21 protein-coding genes are annotated in these 21,506 nt (G+C 71.7%); 6 read left to right on the top strand and 15 right to left on the bottom strand.

Annotated elements, in window-relative coordinates:
* The first annotated feature begins 18 nt into the window (after positions 1-18).
* Both ABZT02_RS22535 and ABZT02_RS22530 read left to right on the top strand, forming a co-directional pair.
* Positions 19-621 carry a hypothetical protein gene (locus tag ABZT02_RS22535; RefSeq protein WP_031043581.1) on the top strand — a complete coding sequence of 201 codons (603 nt, stop codon included), beginning with the start codon at positions 19-21 and terminating at the stop codon, positions 619-621.
* A 90-nt stretch (positions 622-711) separates the two neighbouring features.
* A complete protein-coding gene (locus tag ABZT02_RS22530; RefSeq protein WP_356019791.1) occupies positions 712-1,434 on the top strand; it encodes a 3-keto-5-aminohexanoate cleavage protein in 723 nt (240 codons plus the stop codon).
* Here the strand turns inward: ABZT02_RS22530 and ABZT02_RS22525 are convergent.
* Both ABZT02_RS22525 and soxR read right to left on the bottom strand, forming a co-directional pair.
* Positions 1,380-2,114: a hypothetical protein gene (locus tag ABZT02_RS22525; RefSeq protein WP_356019789.1), complete on the bottom strand. Its 735-nt coding sequence runs from the start codon at positions 2,112-2,114 to the stop codon at positions 1,380-1,382. The genes ABZT02_RS22530 and ABZT02_RS22525 overlap by 55 nt on opposite strands.
* A 168-nt stretch (positions 2,115-2,282) precedes the next feature.
* Entirely contained in the window at positions 2,283-2,753 is a 471-nt protein-coding gene (soxR, locus tag ABZT02_RS22520; RefSeq protein WP_356019788.1) for a redox-sensitive transcriptional activator SoxR, read from the bottom strand.
* Positions 2,754-2,860: 107 nt separating this feature from the next.
* On the opposite strand from soxR, the gene ABZT02_RS22515 reads away from it, so the two are divergent.
* Positions 2,861-3,322, top strand: a complete 462-nt coding sequence (locus ABZT02_RS22515; RefSeq protein ID WP_356019787.1) for a MaoC family dehydratase — start codon at positions 2,861-2,863, stop codon at positions 3,320-3,322.
* A 4-nt stretch (positions 3,323-3,326) separates the two neighbouring features.
* Here ABZT02_RS22515 and ABZT02_RS22510 read toward each other — a convergent pair whose 3' ends face one another.
* The 3 genes from ABZT02_RS22510 to ABZT02_RS22500 form a co-directional block, all read right to left on the bottom strand.
* Complete coding sequence (locus ABZT02_RS22510) at positions 3,327-3,953, bottom strand: TetR/AcrR family transcriptional regulator (RefSeq protein WP_356019786.1); 627 nt, start codon at positions 3,951-3,953, stop codon at positions 3,327-3,329.
* Between the two features lie 362 nt (positions 3,954-4,315).
* On the bottom strand, positions 4,316-4,603 hold the full coding sequence (locus ABZT02_RS22505) for a YiaA/YiaB family inner membrane protein (RefSeq protein ID WP_020117785.1): 288 nt from the start codon (positions 4,601-4,603) through the stop codon (positions 4,316-4,318).
* A 59-nt stretch (positions 4,604-4,662) separates the two neighbouring features.
* On the bottom strand, positions 4,663-5,817 hold the full coding sequence (locus ABZT02_RS22500) for an acyl-CoA dehydrogenase family protein (RefSeq protein ID WP_356019784.1): 1,155 nt from the start codon (positions 5,815-5,817) through the stop codon (positions 4,663-4,665).
* A gap of 76 nt (positions 5,818-5,893) precedes the next feature.
* Between ABZT02_RS22500 and ABZT02_RS22495 the strand changes: the two genes are divergently transcribed.
* The 3 genes from ABZT02_RS22495 to ABZT02_RS22485 all read left to right on the top strand — a co-directional run bounded on the left by ABZT02_RS22495 (position 5,894) and on the right by ABZT02_RS22485 (position 8,305).
* Complete coding sequence (locus ABZT02_RS22495) at positions 5,894-6,535, top strand: TetR/AcrR family transcriptional regulator (protein WP_356019783.1); 642 nt, start codon at positions 5,894-5,896, stop codon at positions 6,533-6,535.
* A gap of 46 nt (positions 6,536-6,581) precedes the next feature.
* On the top strand, positions 6,582-7,295 hold the full coding sequence (locus tag ABZT02_RS22490; protein WP_356019782.1) for a winged helix-turn-helix domain-containing protein: 714 nt from the start codon (positions 6,582-6,584) through the stop codon (positions 7,293-7,295).
* 71 nt (positions 7,296-7,366) lie between these two features.
* Positions 7,367-8,305, top strand: coding sequence for a DMT family transporter (locus ABZT02_RS22485; RefSeq protein ID WP_356020137.1), 939 nt, complete (start codon positions 7,367-7,369; stop codon positions 8,303-8,305).
* On the opposite strand, the gene ABZT02_RS22480 is transcribed toward ABZT02_RS22485, so the two are convergent.
* The 10 genes from ABZT02_RS22480 to ABZT02_RS22435 form a co-directional block, all read right to left on the bottom strand.
* Positions 8,291-9,619 carry an MFS transporter gene (locus tag ABZT02_RS22480; RefSeq protein WP_356019781.1) on the bottom strand — a complete coding sequence of 443 codons (1,329 nt, stop codon included), beginning with the start codon at positions 9,617-9,619 and terminating at the stop codon, positions 8,291-8,293. The two genes, ABZT02_RS22485 and ABZT02_RS22480, sit on opposite strands and share 15 nt — an antisense overlap.
* 127 nt (positions 9,620-9,746) lie before the next feature.
* Entirely contained in the window at positions 9,747-10,826 is a 1,080-nt protein-coding gene (locus ABZT02_RS22475; protein WP_356019780.1) for a Zn-dependent alcohol dehydrogenase, read from the bottom strand.
* An 11-nt stretch (positions 10,827-10,837) separates the two neighbouring features.
* The gene (locus ABZT02_RS22470) at positions 10,838-12,226 is read right to left on the bottom strand and encodes an aldehyde dehydrogenase family protein (RefSeq protein WP_356019779.1); all 1,389 of its coding nucleotides are present in this window, start codon (positions 12,224-12,226) and stop codon (positions 10,838-10,840) included.
* 376 nt (positions 12,227-12,602) lie between these two features.
* Positions 12,603-13,934, bottom strand: coding sequence for an ABC transporter ATP-binding protein (locus ABZT02_RS22465; RefSeq protein WP_356019777.1), 1,332 nt, complete (start codon positions 13,932-13,934; stop codon positions 12,603-12,605).
* A 183-nt stretch (positions 13,935-14,117) separates the two neighbouring features.
* Positions 14,118-14,861, bottom strand: coding sequence for a class F sortase (locus tag ABZT02_RS22460; RefSeq protein ID WP_356019776.1), 744 nt, complete (start codon positions 14,859-14,861; stop codon positions 14,118-14,120).
* On the bottom strand, positions 14,848-15,507 hold the full coding sequence (locus tag ABZT02_RS22455; protein WP_356019775.1) for a hypothetical protein: 660 nt from the start codon (positions 15,505-15,507) through the stop codon (positions 14,848-14,850). The genes ABZT02_RS22460 and ABZT02_RS22455 overlap by 14 nt, the downstream gene beginning before the upstream one ends.
* 101 nt (positions 15,508-15,608) lie before the next feature.
* Positions 15,609-16,847 carry an MFS transporter gene (locus ABZT02_RS22450; RefSeq protein ID WP_356019773.1) on the bottom strand — a complete coding sequence of 413 codons (1,239 nt, stop codon included), beginning with the start codon at positions 16,845-16,847 and terminating at the stop codon, positions 15,609-15,611.
* A gap of 25 nt (positions 16,848-16,872) precedes the next feature.
* Entirely contained in the window at positions 16,873-18,288 is a 1,416-nt protein-coding gene (locus tag ABZT02_RS22445) for a citrate:proton symporter (RefSeq protein ID WP_356019772.1), read from the bottom strand.
* A 210-nt stretch (positions 18,289-18,498) separates the two neighbouring features.
* On the bottom strand, positions 18,499-20,730 hold the full coding sequence (locus tag ABZT02_RS22440; RefSeq protein WP_356019770.1) for a molybdopterin oxidoreductase family protein: 2,232 nt from the start codon (positions 20,728-20,730) through the stop codon (positions 18,499-18,501).
* Positions 20,731-20,822: 92 nt separating this feature from the next.
* Positions 20,823-21,443, bottom strand: a complete 621-nt coding sequence (locus ABZT02_RS22435) for a TetR/AcrR family transcriptional regulator (protein ID WP_356019769.1) — start codon at positions 21,441-21,443, stop codon at positions 20,823-20,825.
* Between the last annotated feature and the right edge of the window lie 63 nt (positions 21,444-21,506).

The following is a 21,506-nucleotide window of genomic DNA, read 5'->3' as shown; positions in this document are numbered from 1 at the left end:
TGACGGAGGTGCAGGGCGATGGCCGGTTTCCGGAGTCTGGCGAGACAGGTACGGGATCCGCGGTGCGATCTGGCGCTTCGGCGCTACTCGCTGCGCAAGTGCCTTGAGAGGTTCGCCCCTTACGGGCACAGGGCGACCTGGGACCACTTGTGCTCCCGGGCGGGATTCGGTCCCGAGGACCGCTCCCCCGATCCGGCGCGGCTCGTGGCCGCACTGGAGGAACTGGAGGAGGCGCGTTCGGTCTGGCTGGCCTACGAGGTCGAGTTCGCCGAGCGGCGCAAGAAGGAAAAGCACGACGGGTTGCGTCGGCCGGGCAGTGTGGACGACTGGCACCGGCTGACCTGGGGCGGGTTCGGAGTCGCGTGGTGCGACGACCCCCGGGTGCACCCCGATGACTCGCTGGCCGAGGTGCTGCGCAGGCTGATCTCCGCACTGGAGCGCGAACCGGGCGCGGTGTGCCCGGTGTGCGACGGGGAGCGGCTCGTCTGGAAGTACGAACTGGACCACGAACCCTCGACCGGTCCGGTCTGCGTGGACTGCGGAATTCTGGTGCCGCGGCCCGTGCTCACCCCCGAGGCCCTGGCGGACGCCAGGCGCGGACGGTTGCTGATGTCGGCCTAGAGCGTACGAGCGCACCGGGGGTGCGCCGGGGATGCCGCGCCCCCTGTTGGACAGGGTTGAACTGTCGGTGCCGCCTGGCACCATCGAGGAATGGTGCAGGTGTGTCTCAACGGCCCGCGCGGGGCCGCCGACGGGTCGGCGGTGCCGCTCACGCCCGGGTCCATGGCGCAGGCGGCGGCCGAGGCCGTCGCGGCGGGCGCCACGGACATCCATGTCCACCCCAAGACCCCTTGTGGGCAGGACAGTCTGTCGCCGCGGGTGGTCGCGGCGACACTTGAGGCGATCCGCGCGCGGGTGTCGGTCCCGGTCGGCGTGACGACCGGCGCCTGGGCCGAACCGGACCCCGCGGCCCGGCTCGCCCATGTCCGGGGCTGGACCGTGCTGCCCGACCATGCCTCGGTGAACTGGCACGAGCCGGGCGCCGAGGAGACGGCCGCCGCGCTGATCGACCTGGGAGTCGGTGTGGAGGCCGGCATCTGGTCGGCCACGGACGCGGCGGCGCGGTTCGCGGTGTCACCGCTCGGGCCGAAGGTGCTGCGTGTTCTCGCGGAGGTGACGGACACCGACGCGGCGGAAGCCGCCGCGCGCACGCTCCTCGCCGAGCTCGGTACGGCGCACGGCCGCCCGGTGCTGCTGCACGGCGAGGACGCCGGCGCCTGGCCGGTACTGCGGCTGGCCGGACGACTGGGCCTCGCGACCCGGATGGGCCTGGAGGACACGCTGGTTCTGCCGGACGGCCGACGCGCCCTGTCCAACGCTCAGTTGGTGGCCGAGGCACTGGTCCAGTACGGGTGGGCCCAGCGCTCGTCGTAGGGCAGGCCGAGGAGTTCGGCCCGCTGCGCCAGCTCGGGCTCGTTTTCGGCACGGAGGCAGGCGGGCGCGTGTGCCGCCAGCCAGGACTGGAGCACGGCGACAAGGGATGCGTCGTCACCGCCGTACCACCAGCAGAACGGCGAGTCGTCGGTGATCAGGTCGAACAGCCAGGCCCTCGCACAACTGACGACATGCGCCGCCACGACCGGCTGCGTCCGGAAGCGGTCGAGGAGCGGTGTCAGGTCGCCCAGGATCGAGACGCAGGTCTCGAACACCTCGTGGACCGGATAAGGCGGCTCGGGCGTCGTAAGTGTGTCGTCCCACCACGCGTGCACAAACGCCTCGACGGCTGCCGTCTGCTCGGACGGCCAGTCCCGCCAGTCCACCCGGCTCAGGCCGTGCTCCTCCCAGCCGACGCCGCGCAGACTCCCGTCGGCCATGGCGTGCACCGTCTGCGGCAGGAGGCGGCGCATCACCGCCGCGTGGTCCTCGAAGTGACCGGGGACCTCGAAGACGAAACGGCTGACCAGATCGGCGGGCACCCGCTTGTACGGCGTACGCAGATACGCCGTCTCCGCAGGGAGGTAACACCGCTCGCATCCGGTCTCGGTGGGGCTCGCGAAGCCGTTGAACACGGTGTCGATGTCCGCGAGGGCTGCGTCAAGGGCCTTTGACGTCATGGGAGTTGGTCCCGTCAGGACTCCGGACCCGGTGTCTTCACCGGCCGAAGATCGCGACGCTACCAGGCGTGGGGAGGAGCCACCATCCGTTTCCGGTACAGCCGGGTGCCGGACGGATTGCGGTGACGCCGGGTGCCGACGGAGCGGATGCCGCACCGCCCGTACGGGTCATCGGCGCCCTCCGCTCCGCTCCACCAGCAGCCGGGACCCCGTCAGCCGCTCTCCGAAGACGTCGTCCGGGTTGGACAGGACGCAGGTGTCGAGGGAGAGACAGCCGCAGCCGATGCAGTCGGTGAGGTGGTCGCGGAGACGGTTCAACTGCTTGATGCGCTCGTCGAGTTCGGAGCGCCAGGCCTCGGAGAGGCGGGCCCAGTCCTCGCGGGTGGGGGTGCGTTCCTCAGGGAGTTCGGAGAGGGCGTCGCGGATGGTGGCCAGGGGGATGCCGACGCGTTGGGCGGCCCGGACGAAGGCGACTCGGCGCAGCGCGTCACGGGAGTACCGGCGCTGGTTGCCCGTGGTGCGGCGGCTGCTGATCAGGCCCTTGGACTCGTAGAAGTGCAGGGCGGAGACGGCGGCGCCGCTGCGGGCGGCGAGCTGGCCGACCGTGAGTTCGTGGATCTTCTCGGGAATCTGGGGCACCCCTCGAACCCTACCCATGCCGTCACCCTCGCGGTCCGTTGACAGGGGCTCCCGGGCCGACCATGCTAAGCAGTCGCTTAGACATTATGTGGCGAGGAGGCAGGGACATGGCAGAGCCGAGGATCTTCACGGGCGCGGACGACCTGAAGGCGGCGGTGGGCGAGCAGCTCGGGTACACCGACTGGCTGGAGGTCGACCAGAAGCGCATCGACCTGTTCGCGGACGCCACCGGTGACCACCAGTGGATCCACGTGGACCCGGAGAAGGCCGCGCAGGGCCCCTTCGGCACGACCATCGCGCACGGCTATCTCACCCTGTCCCTGCTGCCGCTGTTCGGACCGCAGCTGATCAAGGTCGAGGGTGTGAAGATGGGCGTCAACTACGGGACGAACAAGGTGCGTTTCCCCGCACCGGTACCCGTCGGCTCCCGGCTGCGGGCCACCGCACAGATCACCGGCGTCGACGACGTGACGGGCGGTGTCCAGGTCACCGTCGCGTTCAGCGTGGAGCGCGAGGGCGGCGACAAGCCGGTGTGCGTGGCGGAGTCGGTGTCCCGGTACTACCTGTAGGCCCTCACTTGGCCGCGCCCACCATGCGCAGCACGAGGTCGGCGTCGAGCGCGCCGACCTCGTCGGGCGTCCAGGGGCCGTCGACGTTGAACCAGCGGGCCACGTCGATGCAGAGCGACATGACGGCGAGGGTGGTGCCCCTGACGTCGAGGACGTCGAACTCGCCGGAGGCGATGCCGTCCTCGATGATCCCGCGCACCTCGGCGTCGCACTGCCGGCGCAGGGCCAGGATCTCGGCGCGGGCGTCGGGGCCGAGGGAGTCCAGTTCGTACTGGACGACCCGGGCGGTGGTACGGCCGCCCGCGTGCCACCGGACGAAGGAGCTCACCGCGTCCGCGAGCCGCTCGGTCGCGGTGCCCTCGCGGCGGGCCGCGACCTGCAGGATCTCCAGCGCCTTCGCGTGGCCGATCCGGCTGATGCGGTGCAGCAGCTCTTCCTTGGTCTTGTAGTGGATGTAGAGCGCGGCGGGGCTCATCCCGGCCCGGCCCGCGATGTCCCGGGTCGTGGTGGCGTGGTAGCCGCGCTCGGCGAACGCCTCCACCGCGGCGACGAGCAGCCGCCGCGCCGCGTCGGGCGTGACCTCGCCCCACGCCGACGTCTCGCCGTCGGCCGTCTCCTCCGCCGTACTCATCGCACGCCCCTCTCCACTGGCAGAACCCCCACCATACCGCCGAACCTGAGCGAGCGCTTAGCCTGTCCGCTCAGCGGGCGCCGGCCGCGGGGCCGGAGCGGGACGAAAGGGGCCGTGACGCGGGAGCGGCTCGGGGCGGGCCCGGGGGAGCTGCTCGACGTCGGAGCGGTCGGTCTCCTGGGGGCGCCTGCGGCCGGGCGGGAAGCTCGCACAGTGTGCCCGCGCCGTCCCCGCTCAGAGCCGGCCCCGGGGCCGGAATCCGCGGAGCCGAACAGGAGCCGAGCCGGGTCAGGCCCGGTCAAGACTCCCGGACCGGGCCCGCGAGACCGGCACCGGGTCGGACAGTCCTCCGGACGGCCCCGTCAGAGCTTCTCGAAGGGGTCGTGTTCCGCGAGGAGTTTTTCCAGGCGGGCCTGGTCGACGCGGCTGACGATCTGGCCGGCCTCCTGGCGGTCGCGGATGACCTTGGCGAGCGTGAAGGCGGACGTGACGAGGTACAGGACGGCGATCGCGAGGAAGCCCCGCACCCAGGCGTCGGCGTTCAGGCGGAAGATTCCGACGGCCGTGGCGGCCATGGCCACGGCGAAGGAGGCGACGGCCTGGCCGTAGAAGGCGGCCGTGTTCTGCTGCTTGACCGGTGTGTCACTCATGGCCACAGTCTCGGCCGTCCGTGACCCCGGCCACATCCGCTCAGGTACTCAGACGGTACTCAGAACGCCGAGACCCCCGTCAACGCCCGCCCGATCACCAGCTTCTGGATCTGGCTCGTGCCCTCGTACAGGGTCATCACCCGGGCGTCCCGCAGCAGTTTGCCCGCCGGGTACTCGTCGATGTAGCCGTACCCGCCGAAGACCTGCAGGGCGTTGTTCGCGGCGCGCACCGCGGCCTCCGAGGCGAAGAGCTTGGCCTTGGAGGACTCGACGGCGAACGGCCGGCCCCGGTCGATCAGGTCGGCGACCCGCCAGGTCAGCAGCCGGGCCGCGTCCACGTCGACGGCGATGTCACTGATCAGCTCCTGGACGAGCTGGTGGCCCGCGATCGGCTTGCCGAACTGCTCGCGCTCACCGGCGTACCGGACGGCCGCGTCCAGCGCGGCCTGGGCGATGCCCACACACCCCGCCGCCACCGACATCCGCCCCTTGGCCAGCGCGGACATGGCGACGGAGAAGCCCTTGCCCTCCTCGCCGAGCATCGCGGAGGCGGGCACGCGTACGCCTTCGAGGACCAGTTCGGCGGTGGCCTGCCCGCGCAGGCCGAGCTTGCCGTGGATGGTCCGGCGGGTGAGGCCGGGGGTGTCCGTCGGCACGAGGAAGGCGGACACGCCCTTGTGGCCGGGGGCATCCGTCGAGCGGGCGAACAACAGCACCACGTCGGCCCAAGTGCCGTTCGTGATGAACATCTTGGTGCCGTCGATGACGAAGTCGTCACCGTCCCGCACCGCACGCGTGGCGAGGTTGCCCGCGTCGGACCCGGTGCCGGGCTCGGTGAGGCCGAAGCAGCCGACGTACTCGCCGGAGGTGAGCCCGGGAAGCCAGCGCCGCTTCTGCTCCTCGCTCCCCCACCCGGCGACCGTCTTGGCGACCAGCCCCAGGGAGACGGACACGATCCCGCGCACGGACGAGTCCCCCCGCCCCAGCTCCTCGGTGACCAGGCAGTACGCGAGATGATCGCCGCCCGAGCCGCCGTACTCCTCGTCGATCGTCAGCCCGAGGAAGCCGACCTCGCCGAGCTTCTTGACCAGGGACCGGTCGACCTCCTCGGCGCGGTCCCAGGCGACGACATGAGGGGCGATCTCCCGGGTGACGAAGTCCCGCGCCAGCCGCTGGACGGCGGCCTGTTCCTCGCTGAGCCCCAGGTCGACCACGAGATCACCTCACTTGAGAAGGACACCTTTAAATTAGCACTGCTAGTTTACGTTCCGCAGCCCTACTATGTGCGCCATGGCCCGACCGCGCAAGCCCCTCCTCAGCACCGACCGGATCGTCGAGACGGCCCGCGCGCTCGTGGACGCGGAGGGTCTCGCGGCGCTGTCCACGCGCCGGCTGGCGGCGGAACTCGGCGTCAGCGGCCCGTCCCTCTACAACCACTTCCGCACGAAGGACGAGATCCTGGAGGCGGTCGCCGACTCGGTGAGCGCCCAGGTCGACCTGTCGATGTTCGAGGACGGCCGGGCATGGCGGACCGCCCTGCACGACTGGGCCCTCTCGTACCGGACCGCCCTGCGCGACCACCCCAACATCGTCCCGGTCCTGGCCCAGGGCCCCGGCCGCCGTCCCGCGGGGCTGCGCCTGGCCGACGCGGTCTACGGCGCGATGGTCGACGCGGGCTGGCCCCCGGCACAGGCCACGTCCATCGGGGCGCTGATGCGGTACTTCATCATGGGCTCGGCGCTCGGTTCGTTCGCCGGGGGTTTCGTGGACGACGAGAGCGCGTACGACCCGGCGGACTATCCCCATCTCGGCCAGGCCCACCTTCTCGCCGAGCGGCAGGAGAAGATCGACGAGCGGGCGTTCGAGACGGGACTGAAGGCTCTGCTGGACGGACTTGCGCTCCAGTACGAGCAGGTCGGAGACATGGCGTAGCGATATTTCGGTGGGCGCCGAAGCGTCCCTGCGCGATGCTGGACGCATGACCAAGGACCCGCAGGCACCCCGGTTGGCGAGGCTCGCCGCCCTGATCGCCGACGAGACCCGGGCCGCCTGTCTGCTGGCCCTGCTCGACGGCCGGGCCTGGACGGCGGGCGAGCTGGCCCGCCATGCGGGTGTGGCCCCGTCGACCCTGAGCGAGCACCTGGGCAAACTGGTCGCCGGCGGTCTGTTGACGGAGGAGCGCCAGGGACGCCACCGGTATGTGCGTGTGGCCGACGCGAGGGTGGCCCACCTGGTGGAGGACCTGGCCGCTCAGGTCTCCCCGGACCCGGACTCGTCCCCACGCCCGCGCAGTCTTCGGGAGTCGAGCGCCGGCTCGGCGATGGCCCGGGGACGCACCTGCTACGACCACTTCGCGGGCCGCTTGGGCATCGCCCTGACAGACGCGCTGACGTCACGTCGACTACTGCTCCAGGACACCGGCTTCGCCCTCACGGACGCGGGCCTGGCGTGGTTCGAGACCGCGGGCATCCCCCTCGACCGCGGCGGCCGCCGCCCTCTGGCCCGAGCCTGCCTCGACTGGACGGAACGCCGACCGCACCTGGCGGGGGTGGCGGGAGCGGCTCTCTGCCGGCACGCGCTGGACGCGGGCTGGTGCGTACGCATCGGCTCGGAGCGGGCGGTGAAGGTGACGGCGACGGGAGAACGGGCGTTGGCCGACCTCCTGGGACTCGGCACGGAAGCACTGCGCTGAGGCTGTCGCGACCGATCCGTCCGAAATCCGCGAGCTCTCCCACCCGACCCTTCTCCAGCCTCTGGAAAGTGATGACCTCCCTCCGCCGCACCGAACTCCTCGCCGCCGCCGCGGCCACCGTCACCGTCGTCCTCTGGGCCTCCGCCTTCGTCTCCATCCGCAGCGCGGGCGCCGCCTACTCACCCGGCGCGCTGGCTCTCGGCCGGCTCCTCTCGGGGGCACTCGCCCTGGGCGTGATCTGCCTGATACGCCGGGAGGGGCTCCCCCCACGCTCCGCCTGGCGCGGCATCGCGATCTCCGGCGTCCTCTGGTTCGGCTTCTACATGGTCGTCCTGAACTGGGGCGAACAGCAGGTGGACGCGGGCACCGCGGCCCTGGTCGTGAACATCGGCCCGATCCTGATCGCCCTGCTCGGCGCGCGCCTGCTGGGAGACGCGATGCCCCCGAGGCTCCTCGCGGGCATGGCGGTGTCCTTCGCGGGCGCGGTCACCGTGGGCCTGTCGATGTCGGACGACGGCGGCTCCTCGGTGCTGGGCGTGGTCCTGTGCCTGCTCGCGGCGATCGCCTACGCCGGCGGAGTCGTCGCGCAGAAGCCGGCCCTGGGCTCCGCGACCCCGCTCCAGGTGACGACGTTCGGCTGCTTCACCGGCGCCGTCGTCTGCCTGCCGTTCGCCGGCCAACTGGTGTCGGAGGCGGCCGACGCCCCCGCCTCGGCGACGCTCAACATGGTCTACCTGGGGGTGTTCCCCACTGCTCTGGCCTTCACCACCTGGGCCTACGCCCTCGCCCGCACGACCGCCAGCCGCATGGGTGCGACCACCTACGCGGTGCCCGCCCTGGTCGTCCTGATGTCGTGGCTGGCGCTCGGCGAGATCCCCGGCCTGCTCACGCTCGTGGGAGGGGCGCTGTGCCTGGCGGGCGTGGCGGTGTCCCGCTCCCGTGCGCGGGCGGCCGCGGCCCCGGTGGAGGCACCGGAGCCGCGGCCCGAGAAGGCCTCAGACTCCGCGTGAACGCGCCCTGCCCGCGAGCACCTTGATGCAGAGCAGCGCGATCACCGAGAGCACGATGATGTATCCGGAGACCGCCATCGACGTGCCGGTCGCCTCCAGCAGCAGCACCATCAGGAAGGGCGCGAGCCCACCGCCGAGCACGGCGGCGATCTGGTAGCCGAGGGAGGCGCCCGTGTACCGCATCTCGGGCGTGAACAGCTCGGCGAACAGGGCGGCCTGGGGCCCGTACATGATGCTCAGGAAGCACCCGGCCACGAATGTGCCGACCGCCAGCCACAGCAGCGACCCGGTGTCGATCAGCAGGAACATCGGTACGGCCCACAGGGCGATGCCGACCGCGCCGATGGCGTAGATCCGGATACGGCCGAGGCGGTCGGAGAGCGCGGCGGCGGCCGGGATCAGCACCAGCTGGGTGAGGCTGATACAGAGCGAGACGGTGAGAACGGCACTGCGTTTCATGCCGAGTTCGCGGGTGGTGTAGTCGAGGACGCCGGTGATCAGGATGTAGAAGGTCGCGGTGTTCACGGCGAAGGAGCCGCCCGCGAGCAGGACCGTGCCGAGGTGGTGGCGGAGGATCGTGCGCAGCGGGGAACTCTGCCCGGTCTCCTCCTTCTCGGCCAGCTCCCGCTCCGCCCGGCGGAATTCAGGGGTCTCCTCGACCTTGGTGTGGATGTACCGGGCGAGCGCGAGGACGAACAGGCCGATGAGGAACGGGATGCGCCAGCCCCAGGCAGCGAACCCGGAGTCGGTGGTGAACGCCCCGGCCAGCAGGAAGACCGTGTTGGCGGTCACCACGCCGATGGGGACACCGAGTTGGACGACACTGCCGTACAGCCCGCGCTTGCCCTCGGGGGCGTACTCGGTGGCCAGCAGCATCGCGCCGCCCCACTGCGCGCCTACGGCGACGCCCTGTACGACGCGCAGGAGGACGAGCAGGATCGGGGCGGCGACGCCGATCGTGTCGTACGTCGGCAGCAGGCCGATGCCAGTGGTGGCGACGCCCATGAGCGTGAGCGCGAGGACCAGCATGGGCTTGCGGCCGCGCTTGTCGCCGAGTTGGCCGGCGACGATGCCGCCGATCGGGCGGGCGAGGAAGCCTACGGCGAAGGTCGCGAAGGCGGCGAGGACGCCGGCGGAGGAGCTGCCCGTCGGGAAGTAGAGATCGCCGAGGACGAGGGCGGCGGCTATGCCGAAGACGAAGTAGTCGTACCACTCGACGGCGGAGGCGAGAGCGGCCGCGGTCGCGACGCGACGGCGGTGGGGAGACGCCGGCGCGGTGACGGAAGTGGGGTGAGCGGAAGGGGCCGTGTCCATGTGGTGCACACTCCGGTGGGTGCGTGGGGACGTTGGCGGCCGAACATACTGACCGGACGGTATGGGGTCAACGGTTGTGCGCGAAGGTTGCCCGGAGCACCCGAGGCGGGGTCCGGGCAACCGTCGGTCAGAACACCACCAGCGCCCGGCCGCCCTTGCCCGCCAGCATGTTGTCGAACGCCGCCGGGATGCCGTCCAGCGCGATCCGTTCCGTCACCAGGGCACCGAGGTCGAGGCGGCCCGCCCGGACGTGCTCGGCGAGTACCGGGAGGTCCTCGGCGGGGTTGGAGTTGCCGTAGACACACCCCGCGAGGGTGCGGCCCCAGTGGAAGATCTCCAGGGCGTTGAAGGTGACCTGCTGGTCCTTGCCACCGATGCCGACGACCGTCGTACGGCCGCCGCGGCGGGTGGAGTCCCAGGCCGTGCGGATGGTCGACGCGCGGCCCACGCACTCGACGGCGACGTCGACGCCCTGCTTGCCGGTGAGGCCCCTGATCTCGCGGGCGGTGTTCTCGGAGGCGATCACGTAGTCGGTGGCTCCGGCCGCGCGCGCCAACTCCTCCTTCTCCGGGGAGACATCGACCGCGACGATCTTCGAGGCCCCGGCGATCCGGGCCGCCTGGAGTGCGGCCAGGCCAACGCCTCCGACGCCGTACACCGCGACCGTCTCGCCCTCCCGCACCCGCGCCGAGTGGTGGACGGCGCCGTAGCCGGTGAGGACGGCGCAACCCAGCAGGGCCGCGTCGGTGAGCGGGATGCCCTCGGGGAGGGGCAGGAGGCAGGACTCGGAGACGACGGTCTCCTCGGCGAACGCGGCGACGTTCAGGCCGGGGTGGAGGTCGGTTCCGTCGGCGGTGCGGGCGTAGACGTCGGCGGCGCCGTTGAGGGCGTTGGCGCACAGCCAGACCTCGCCGAGCGCGCAGGCGTGGCAAGTGCCGCAGGAGGGAGCCCAGTTGAGGACGACTCCGGCACCGGGCGCCACCCCGATGACCCCCTCCCCCACGGCGACGACCGTGCCCGCGCCCTCGTGACCGAGGACGGCCGGGACGGGGACGCGCATGGTGCCGTTGGACAGGGACAGGTCGGAGTGGCAGACCCCGGCGGCGGCGAGCCGGACCCGGACCTGGCCGGGGCCGGGGTCCGGGAGGTCGATGTCGGTGACCTCCAGGGGAGCGCCCACGGCGGGAAGGACGGCGGCACGAACCACGGGACGGCTCCTCAGAACTGCAGGGACTTGGTCTGGAGGTACTCGGCGAGACCGTGCGAGCCGAGCTCGCGGCCGACGCCGGACTGCTTGTAACCACCGAACGGGGCAAGGGGGTTGAAGCGGCCGCCGTTGATGTCGACCTGCCCGGTGTCCATCCGGCGGGCGAAGGCCACGGCCTCCGACTCGGCACCGGCCCACACCGCGCCCGCGAGGCCGTAGACCGTGCCGTTGGCGATGCGCAGGGCGTCCTCCTCGTCCTCGTAGCGCAGGATCGACAGGACCGGGCCGAAGATCTCCTCCTGGGCGATCGTCATGTCGGGTGTCACGTCGGCGAAGACGGTCGGGGCGACGAAGTAGCCCTGCTCTCGCGGCGATTCGGGGCCGCCCGCGACCAGCCGGGCTCCCTCGGCCACACCCTTCTCGATGTAACCCCGCACCCGCGCCTGCTGCTTGGCGTTGACGACCGGGCCGATCCGCTCGCCGTACTTCGCGGCGGCGCCGGCGGCGAGCTCGACGGCCTCGTCGTACTGGTCGGTGTGCACCAGCATCCGGGTCCAGGCGCTGCACGTCTGGCCGGAGTTGGACATCACGTTGGCGACGCCGACGTTGACCGCCTTGGCCAGGTCGGCGCTCGGCAGGATGACGTTGGCGGACTTGCCGCCCAGCTCCAGGGCGACCTTCTTCAGCGCGGCACCGGCGGTCGCGCCGATCCGGCGACCGACCGCGGTGGAGCCGGTGAAGGAGACCAGGTCGACGTCCGGGTGCTCGGCGAGCGCCTGCCCGGCGACCGGGCCGAGGCCGGTGACCAGGTTGAAGACACCGGCCGGGACGCCGGCCTCGTGGACCGCCTCGGCGAAGAGCTGGGCGACCAGCGGGGTGTCCTCGGCGGGCTTGAGGACGACCGTGCAGCCCGCGGCGAGGGCCGGCGCGACCTTGGCGACGATCTGATGGAGCGGGTAGTTCCAGGGCGTGATCGCGGCGACCACGCCGACCGGCTCCTGGTGGACGGTGGAGTTGCCGACCTTCTCCTCGAAGGGGTGCGTCGCGGCGAGCTCGGCGTAGGAGGCGGCGACCGCGACGGGGACGGCGGCGTGGACGTTCTGCGAGAACTTCAGCGGCGAGCCGAGCTCGGCGGTGACCGTCTCGGCGATCTCGTCCTTGCGGGCGGCCAGCACGTCCCGGAGCGCGGCCAGCCGCGCGGCCCGCTCGGCAGGGGCGGTCGCGGCCCAGGCCGGGAGGGCGGCGCGGGCGGCCCGTACGGCGAGGTCGACGTCCTCGGCGGTGCCGGCCGGAACTCGCGCGATGACCTGTTCGTCGGCCGGGTTCACGACCTCGATCACGTCCGGGCCGGTGGCCGGACGCCACTCGCCCTCGATGTACATGCCGTCGTGCGCCTTCATGGTGCGTCCTCCCGGGCTGGGCCGTGACGTGCTGTCGTCCGGCCTCATAAACTAGCGGCGATAGTTTTCTCGCGCCAGAGCGGGCCGAACCCTCCACGGACATCAGAAGTCGACACGGGCCCGCCCGTCCACCCGGCCCACGGTTTCCTGCCCGAATGTCTTCTTCGCCCGACGAAGGCCACGAACCGCCGACCGGTGACGGCCGCTCCGCCGCCGGGCCGCCTGGCGCCGAAGAGGAGCTGCGTCTCGACGTACGGCGCCCCGCGCTCCGGCGTCGAGGAGTCGGCCTCGGCGAGGGTGCCGTAGGCGGTCGGCGCGGCGCCGGCGAGGAGGGCCCTGGTGCTGGTCCGGTGAGAAGGGCCCTCTTCCCCCGCCCTCACTCGTCCAGGTCCGGCAGGTGGTCCGGGGACGGGCAGATGCGTTCGCCGTGCTGGTCGAAGACGAAGAGGTGGGAGATGTCGACGAGGAGGGGGACCTGCATGCCGCGGCGGAGGTCGATGTCCGGGGTGGTGCGGACGACGAGGTCGCCGGGGAGGCGTGGATCGGCCGCAGGGGGTTCGGGGTCCGGTGGGTCCTCCAGGACCACGACGGGGCCCGCCCGCAGGGAGACCGCGCGGTCTCTCAGGCGGTCCAGGACCGTGCCGTCGCGGCGACGGCGCCGGGGCGGGCGCGGGGCCGGGCGCGGGGCCTCCAGGTCGGGGACGAGGGCCGGGCGGGAGCCGGTGTTGAAGTGGACGAGGACCTCGTGACCCTGGAACTCCACGTGCTCCACCAGGCCGGTGATCGGCATCTCCCCGGGACGGGCGGAGGTCCGTTCGGCGATGCGGATCGCCTCCGAGCGCAGGCCCACGATCACCTCACGGCCCTGCTGGACGCGGAGCAACTGGTGGTCCAGGGACAGGGGTTCGGGCAGCCGCAGGTACTGCTTGCCGAGGCTGATGGTCATGGCTCCGTCCAGCGGGGCCCGGACCAGCCCGCGCAGAAGGTTGATGCGCGGGGTGCCGATGAAGGCGGCGACGAAGACGTTGCGGGGCAGCCCGTACACCGAGCGCGGGGTGTCGACCTGCTGGAGGACTCCGCCGCGCAGGACGGCCACCCGGTCGCCGAGCGACATCGCCTCGGCCTGGTCGTGTGTGACGTACACCGTGGTGACGCCCAACTCCCGGGTGAGCCCGGCTATTTCGGCACGCAGATGGTTGCGGAGCTTGGCGTCGAGGTTGGACAGCGGCTCGTCCATGAGGAAGGCGGAGGGGTGACGGGAGATGGCCCGGCCCATCGCCACGCGCTGGCGTTCGCCGCCGGAGAGCTGGCCCGGGTAGCGGTCGAGGAGGTCCTCGATGCCCAGCATGCGGGCGGTGGCGTCCACGCGTGCGCGCGGGTCCTCGCCGGGGGCCTCGATGCGCAGCGGGAAGCCGATGTTCCCCCGGCTGGTCATGTTCGGGTAGAGGGCGAAGTTCTGGAACACCATCGCCATCCGCCGCTCGGCGGGCAGCAGGTCGTTGGCGTACTCGCCGTCGAGCCTGAGCTGGCCCTCGGTGATCTCCTCCAGTCCGGCGATCATCCTGAGGACGGTGGATTTCCCGCAGCCGGAGGGGCCGAGCAGGACGAGGAACTCGCCGGGCGCGACGTCCAGCGAGAGCCGGTCCACCACCCGGATCCCCCGGGTGTAGGTCTTGCTCACGTGGTGCAGAGATATGGCGCGTGTCATGACGGTGCCCCCGGGGGCTGGTTCAGGCGCTGGTGCTCCGCGGTCGAGAGGCCCCGTGCGGGTCGTACGGGGCTGTGAGTCACGGAAGTTAACGGAATGCATGCGGCCTGGGGAAGAGACTGGGCGGGATCGGGGGCTCCGGTCCAGCCTGCGAGACGACGGACGGCCCGAGGAGGGGTGCCGTCATGCTCCCCAGCGCGCCGTCGCGCTCTTCGCCGGGCGCGGCTCGCGGGTCTGGGTGAGATGCGCGAAGACGACGACGTTGCTGGTGTAGCCCGTGCGCCGGCTGAAGAGTCCACCGCAGGTGATCACGCGGAGTTCCGGGCGCCGGGCTGGGCCGTAGACCTCCTTGTCGGGGAAGCCCGCCTTGTCGAAGACCTTCACCCGGTCCACGGTGTAGACGGCGGTACGGCCGTCCGCGCGCCGCGCCTCGATCACCTTGCCGGGCTTCACCTGGGCGAGCGCGGCGAAGACGGCGGGGCCGGTCCTGGTGTCGCGGTGGCCCACGGCGATCGCCGTGCCGGACTCGCCGGGCGTGGCGCCGCCCTCGTACCAGCCGACGAGCTTCGGTTTGTCCACCGGTGGTGTCGCCAACTCCCGGCCCTTGGTGAGCCGGAGGCCCGTGACCGGGGCGTCGATGCCCAGGGAAGGGATGCGGAAGGTCGTCGGCCGGGCGCGGGGCAGCGGGCGAGGTGGGGGCGTTCGGGTGGGCGCGGGGCGGGCGGAGGGGGGCGGCTCACCGGCCGCGTCCGGTCCGGCGGCCGCCACGGTGTCCGGACCTTCGGGCCCGTCCGGCGCGGTCGGCTTGTCGTCACCCGTACACCGGACCCCCACCGTCACCAGGACGACCGTGAGCAGGGCCGTCCTGGTGAGGCGGTAGGCCCGGGTCCGGTACCAGGGCCTGCGTCTGCGCCTACGCGGCGCCATTGGGCCGACGGCGGTTCAGCCGGAAGTACGCGACACCGCCGACCGCCACCAGGCCGACGGCCCCCGCGGCGGTCACCGGAGCGAACGCGGCCGCGGTGTCGACGAGACCGCCGCCGCCCGCGTGCACTCCGCCCTTCGGGCCGCTGGGGTCGTTCTGACCCCAGCCCCCGCCCTCGCGCTGCTGGTCCTGGATCTGGTCGCCCGGCCGGCGCTCCGCGTCGCGCTTGCCGTCGTGGCAGTTGACGCGAAAGACCTTCTCCTTGGGGGCGCCCGCCACGATCCAGGTGATCTTGTACTGCCCGTCCGCCACCCCGAGCGGGTCGGTGTGACCGGCACCTCCGGCGAGCTGGATGATGCCGGTGGTGGTGGCGGCGGTGGGCAGCGGAGGCTGGGGTGTGATGGTGTAGGCGATGCTGGTGAGGATGTCGAAGTTGACGGCATCCAGGTAGAACTTGCAGACCCGGGGATCATCCTTGGAGACGCCGAAAGGCACGCCCACGTGGTGGATCCTGATGTCGCCGTTCTCGCCCTGGGCCGATGCGGTCGGCGCCGCCACCCACGATGCGCCGGCCGCCGCGAGGGCGGTGAGGACGACCGAGGCGCCCGTGCGGACGCGGAAGGTACGTGGGAGTTTCAGGGTGGGCATGCGCGCTCCTCCGATTCAGACGATTTCCATACAAATCGCTCTTTCGGCAGCACTCTCCTTCATGCGCGCGAAGGTCGGCCGCACCGACGCCCGGCGCGCCGTCAGATATCGCTCGTGCGGCGCAATTCCGGGCGCTTCGGCCGTTTCCCCGCGGCCGGCCCGGTCCCCTCGGTCCGCCCCGGCGACCGCAGCGCCACCCCCGCCGACAGCAGCAGCAAGGTCCCCAGCATCACGAACGGTGCGGCCACCCCCGCCACTCCCGCGACCATGCCCGCGGTGGCCGGTGCGGCGACCTGGCCGAGGCGGTTGCCGGTCAGCCGCAGGGCGAGGGCGGTGGAGCGGGCGCCGTCGGGGGCGGCCTGGACGACCGTCGTCATGGACAGCGGCTGCCCCACGCCGAGGCAGAAGCCGAGCAGGGCGAGGACGACGGCCAGCGCCCACACCGGGACCGGCAGCGCGATGCCCGCGCACAGCACGGCCGCCAGCAGACACGTCACGGTGAGGAGCAACGCGCGCCCCAGCAGCCGTAGCAGAGGAGTCAGCACCAGACGGCAGGCGATCGTGGCCGCCGCGCGCAGGCTGAGGAGCAGGCCGACCACCGAGGGGGCGATGCCCCGGTGCTCGCCGACCACCGGAAGGTACGCGGTGAGGATGTCCGTCGCGGACAGCACGGACAGGCTCACGAAGATGCCCCCGGGCACGCCCCGGGACCTGAGGATGCGTCCGACGGGGATCCGGTCACCCTGCCCGGTACGGGACTTGGCCGCCGTGTCCCGATGCTCGATGCGCCACAGCGACGTGAACGCGACCGCCGCCCCCGCGCCCGAGACGAGCAGCGCGAGCGCACTCGTGCCCGCCATGTCGGAGCCGCCGATCAGCGCGCCCGCCGCGACCGGCCCGACCAGTTGGCCGAGGGAGGCGCCGATGGTGAAGTGGCCGAAGTTGCGGTCCTGTTCGTGCGGGGCGGACTGGCGGGCGACGAGCGACTGGGCACCGATGACGAAGCAGAGGTGGCCGAGGCCCATCACCCCGCTCCAGACCGCCATGGCCCACAGGGAGTCGGCGAGTCCGCTCAGCGCGCACCCGCCGGAGATGAGCACGACTCCCACGGGCAGCAGCGGCGCGCACCGCCCGTGATCCGTGCGGCGGCCGAGCGGTACGGCGGCGAAGAGCGGCAGCAGCGCGTACACACCGGCGATGACACCGATCGCCCGCTCGTCCGCGCCCAGCGCGAGAGCCCGGTAGGAGACGGCGGGCCGGGCCATCGACACCGCCCCCTGCGCGAAGCTGAAGGCGATGACGAGGCGGAGCAGCCAGCCGCGGTTCCCACCGGGCGCCATGTGCGAATCCTCCGTGGAGAGAAGGTCAGATGATTCCGAAGACGATGCCTGCCCCGAGGATCAACAGGCAGGTGAGCGCGGCCCACTTGACCACGAACCTGGTGTGGTCGCCGAACTCCACCTTCGCCATGCCGACCAGGACGTACACGGCCGGGACGAGCGGGCTCGACATGTGCAGCGGCTGGCCGACGAGCGAGGCGCGGGCCATCTCCAGCGGGGTGACGCCGTGCGCCGCGCCGGCCTCGGCGAGAACCGGCAGGACACCGAAGTAGAAGCCGTCGTTGGACATGAAGTAGGTGAGCGGGAGGCTCAGGACGCCGGTGACCAGGGCCATGTGCGGGCCCATGCCCTCGGGGATGACGTCCACCATCCAGCGGGCCATGTGGTCGACCATGCCGGTGCCCTGGAGGACGCCGGTGAAGACGGCGGCGGCGAAGACCATGCCGGAGACGTTGAGGACGTTGTCGGCGTGGGCGGCCAGGCGGGCCTTCTGGTCGGGGATGTGCGGGAAGTTCACGGTGAGCGCGAGCGCGGCGCCGAGCAGGAACAGCACCGGGATCGGCAGCCACTCCATGATCATGGAGGTGAGGAGGGTGACCGTGAGCAGCGCGTTGAACCAGTAGAGCTTGGGGCGCAGGGTGGGCCGGTTGGGGTCGAGGACCTGGAAGCGCTCCGCGTCGCCCTCCTCGGGGGCGTCGGTGCCGGAGCCCGCGCCGCCCGCGGGAGCGGGGACCTTGGTGTCACCGGAGCCGGCGCCGGCGCCGGAACCCGCGCCGACCAGGACCGTCTCGGCCTCCGCGGGCTCCAGGACCTCCTCCAGCGTGAGCGTGCCGAGCCGCTTGCGCTCGCGCATGCCGAGGACGTACGAGAGGACGAAGACGCCCAGGAGGCCGACGGCGAGGGCCGGGATCATCGGGACGAAGATGTCGCTGGCGTCGAGCTTCAGCGCGGTGGCCGCGCGGGCCGTCGGGCCGCCCCACGGCAGGGTGTTCATCACGCCGTTGGCCATGGCGGCGACGCCGGTCATCACGACCAGGCTCATCTTCAGGCGCTTGTACAGCGGGTACATCGCCGAGACGGTGATCATGAAGGTGGTCGAGCCGTCGCCGTCCAGCGAGACGATCGCGGCGAGGAGCGCCGTACCGACGACGATCCGCATCGGGTCGGCCTTCGCGAACTTCAGGATCCCCCGCACGACCGGGTCGAAGAGGCCGACGTCGATCATCACGCCGAAGTAGACGATCGCGAACATGAGCATCGCCGCGGTGGGGGCGAGGCTGGTGACGCCGTCGATGACGTAGTCACCGAGCTTGGCGCCCTTCCCGACGAAGACACAGAACAGTGCCGGGATCAGCACGAGCGCCGCGATCGGCGACATCTTCTTCATCATGATCAGGACCAGGAAGGTCGCGATCATGGCGAAGCCGAGGATGGTCAGCATGAGTGGATACCTAACGTTCGCCCTTGAACTCCCACCGGAGTCGGCAGTGCGATGACGTTAGGTTGCGTCAAGCAGCGTTAACAAGACGTTGACATGCGAGCAATAAGCGCAAAACTGCTGGTCACAGCTTTGCGCTGCTCACAGCGTCGCCACGGCGGCTGTTTTTCTGCCGGGGGTCCGGGGGCCGCGCGGCGGTAGCCGCATCTCGACTCAGCCCCCGGGGACAAGCAGTACCGGTACGCCGTTGAGGACCGCGTTGCCCGAGAGGGGGTCGAGCAGGCTGCCGTCGAGGAGCTGGTTGACGTTGACGCCGGGGTTCTTGGCGGCGTGGCCGAGCCGGGTGCCGGGCCGGTCGTGACCCCAGCCGTGCGGCAGGCTGACCACGCCGGGGCGCATCGCGTCGGTGAGCTCGGCCTCGGTCACCACCTCTCCCCCGGCGCCCTTGACCCGCACCGCGGCGCCGTCCTTCAGGCCCAGCCGCTCGGCGTCCTCGGGGTGGATGTGCAGGGTGCAGCGGTTGCTTCCGCCGGTGAGGGCGGGGACGTTGTGCATCCAGCTGTTGTTGGAGCGCAGATGCCTGCGGCCGACGAGGACGAGCCCGTCGGGCCGGTGCCGCAGGGCCTCGCGGAGCCGGGGCAGGTCGTCCGCGATCGGTCGCGGCAGCAGTTCGACCTTGCCGCTCCTGGTCTTCAGCGGCTGCGGCAGCCGGGACTTCAGCGGTCCGAGGTCGATGCCGTGCGGATGCGCGAGCAGCTGCGTGAGGCTCAGCCCGTCCGGTCGTACGCCGAAACCGTCGCCGTAGGGGCCGAGGCGCAGCATCATGTCGAGCCGGCGCTCGGGGCCGGTGTCGCCCTGCAGAAGTGCCGCCAGCTCGCGCGGTTCGCGGCCGTGCACGGGCGAGTGGGTGTCCTTGACCGCCTTGCCGAGGGTCTGGCCGATGACCAGGTCGTCCACGGCGGACGGGTCGGCGCCGTGCATGCCGGTCGCGGCGAGGATCAGTCGGGCGAGGATCTCCGTCTCGGCCATCCGGCCGGGCTCCAGCGGGACGGCGGGGCGGGTGTAGCGGACCTGGTTGCGCACGGCGAGGGTGTTGAAGGCGAAGTCGTGGTGCGGGCTCTGGGAGGGCGGGGGCGGCGGCAGCACGACGTGGGCGTGGCGCGAGGTCTCGTTCAGGTACGGGTCCAAGCTGACCATGAAGTCGAGCGAGCCGAGGGCCTTGTCGAGCCGGTCGCCGTCGGGAGCGGACAGCACGGGGTTGGCGGCGACGGCGATCAGCGCCCGGACCGGCTCGCCCTCCGCGGTCGGGGTGTCGATCTCCTCCGCGAGTGCGGAGAGCGGCAACTCCCCCTTCGCTTCCGGGTGTCGGCTCACCCGGGAGCGCCAGCGCCCGAGGGCGAACCCGTGGCTGGGTCCCGCGGGCCGGGGCGTCCGGTCGGTGGCGGCCTGCGGGAAGAGCGCGCCGCCGGGCCGGTCGAGGTTGCCGGTGAGGATGTTGAGCACGTCGACGAGCCAGCTCGCGAGGGTGCCGTGCGGGACGGTGCAGCTGCCGATGCGGCCGTATACGGCGGCGGTGGGGGCGCCGGCGAGTTCGCGGGCGAGGGTGCGGATGGTGGGGGCGTCGACGTCACAGGTGGCGGCGACGGCCTCGGGGGTGAAGTCTTCTATGTGTTCCCGGAGTTCGTCGAGCCCTTGGAGATGCGGGGTCAACTCCCCCGTGTCCACGAGCTCTTCCTCGAATAGCACGTACGCCATCGCGGCGAGCAGCAAGGCATCGGTGCCGGGCCGGACGGCGATGTGCCGGTCGGCGAGCTTCGCGGTGCGGGTGCGGCGGGGGTCTATGACGGTGAGCGTGCCGCCGCGGGCCTTGAGCGCCTTGAGTTTGCCGGGGAAGTCGGGGGCGGTGCACAGACTCCCGTTGGATTCCAGGGGGTTGGCGCCGATGAGGAGCAGGTGGTCGGTGTGGTCTAGGTCGGGCACGGGGATGGCGTTGGCGTCGCCGAACAGCAGCCCGCTGGAGACGTGCTTGGGCATCTGGTCGACCGTGGAGGCGGTGAAGATGCTCCGGGTGCCGAGGCCGGCGAGCAGCACCGGCGGGTAGAGGGCACCGGCCACGGTGTGGACGTTGGGGTTGCCGAGGACGACTCCGACGGAGTTCGCCCCGTGTCCCTCGACGACGGCCCGGATTCCGGCGGCGACGGCGTCGAAGGCCTCCTCCCAGGTGGCCTCGCGCAGCTCGCCGTCCCGTCGTACGAGAGGCGTGCGCAGCCGGTCGGGGTCGCCGTCGACGGCTCCGAAGGCGGCGCCCTTCGGGCAGATGAACCCCTTGCTGAACACGTCGTCCCGGTCTCCGCGGGCACCGGTGACCCGGGTTCCCTCGACGGTGAGCGTCAGACCACAGGTGGCCTCGCACAGGGGGCAGATACGCAGAGCGGTGCGGGACACGGGTCCTCCCGGGGCAGCGGTGCCTGTCGGGGTGAGCATACCGACCGGTATGCATGGAGGGGAGGCCTTCACCGGCGAATTCCGGCGACGTCTCAGTCCAGAACCCTCGCCAGATAAGCCCGCAACATCTCCCTGGCCTCCTGGATGATCCGCTCGTCGCCTTCGGGTGCCATGCGGAAGGCCAGGTGAACCAGGGTGTCCGCGGTTTCCACGGCGATGAGGAAGGTGCGGCGCAGGTCGTCGTCCGGTTCGCGGGAGAGGTAGCCGGAGAGGAGTTCGGTGAGGCGGTCGGCGACGCGGTGGTTGGGTTCGGCGTGACGGGCGCCGACGGGGATCTGGTTGCCGAAGTCGACGAGGGAGAAGCCGGGGGCGGTGCGTTTCATGGCGAGGTACTCGTCCAGGACGACATCCATCGCCGTACGCCAGCCCCCTTCCTCGCCGGACTCCTTGAGACGGTCGGTGACGCCGGCCGAGAACCGCTCCAGGTTGCGCTGGGCCAGCGCGTCGGCCATCTGCCGCTTGTTGCCGAAGAAGCGGTAGACGGAGCCGATGGGCACGCCGGCACGCTGGGCGACGGCGCGGGTGCTGAGGGCGTCGTAACCCACCTCGTCGAGCAGGTCGGCGCAGGCGTCGAGGATTCTGGTCAGCCGTTCGGCGCTGCGCCGCTGCACGGGGGCGCGGCGAAGCGAGGTCGCTTGGGGCACGGGCTTCATGATGCCTTTCCGCCGTCGTCCGGTGAACCCTGCCACCTGGTACGGGGCGGGGGGCCTGCGGCA

This window comes from Streptomyces sp. NPDC005402 (assembly GCF_040606575.1).
Classification (GTDB): Bacteria; Actinomycetota; Actinomycetes; order Streptomycetales; family Streptomycetaceae; genus Streptomyces.
The sequence above is the reverse complement of the archived record's forward strand: the minus strand, read 5'-3'. Positions and strand labels throughout refer to the sequence as shown.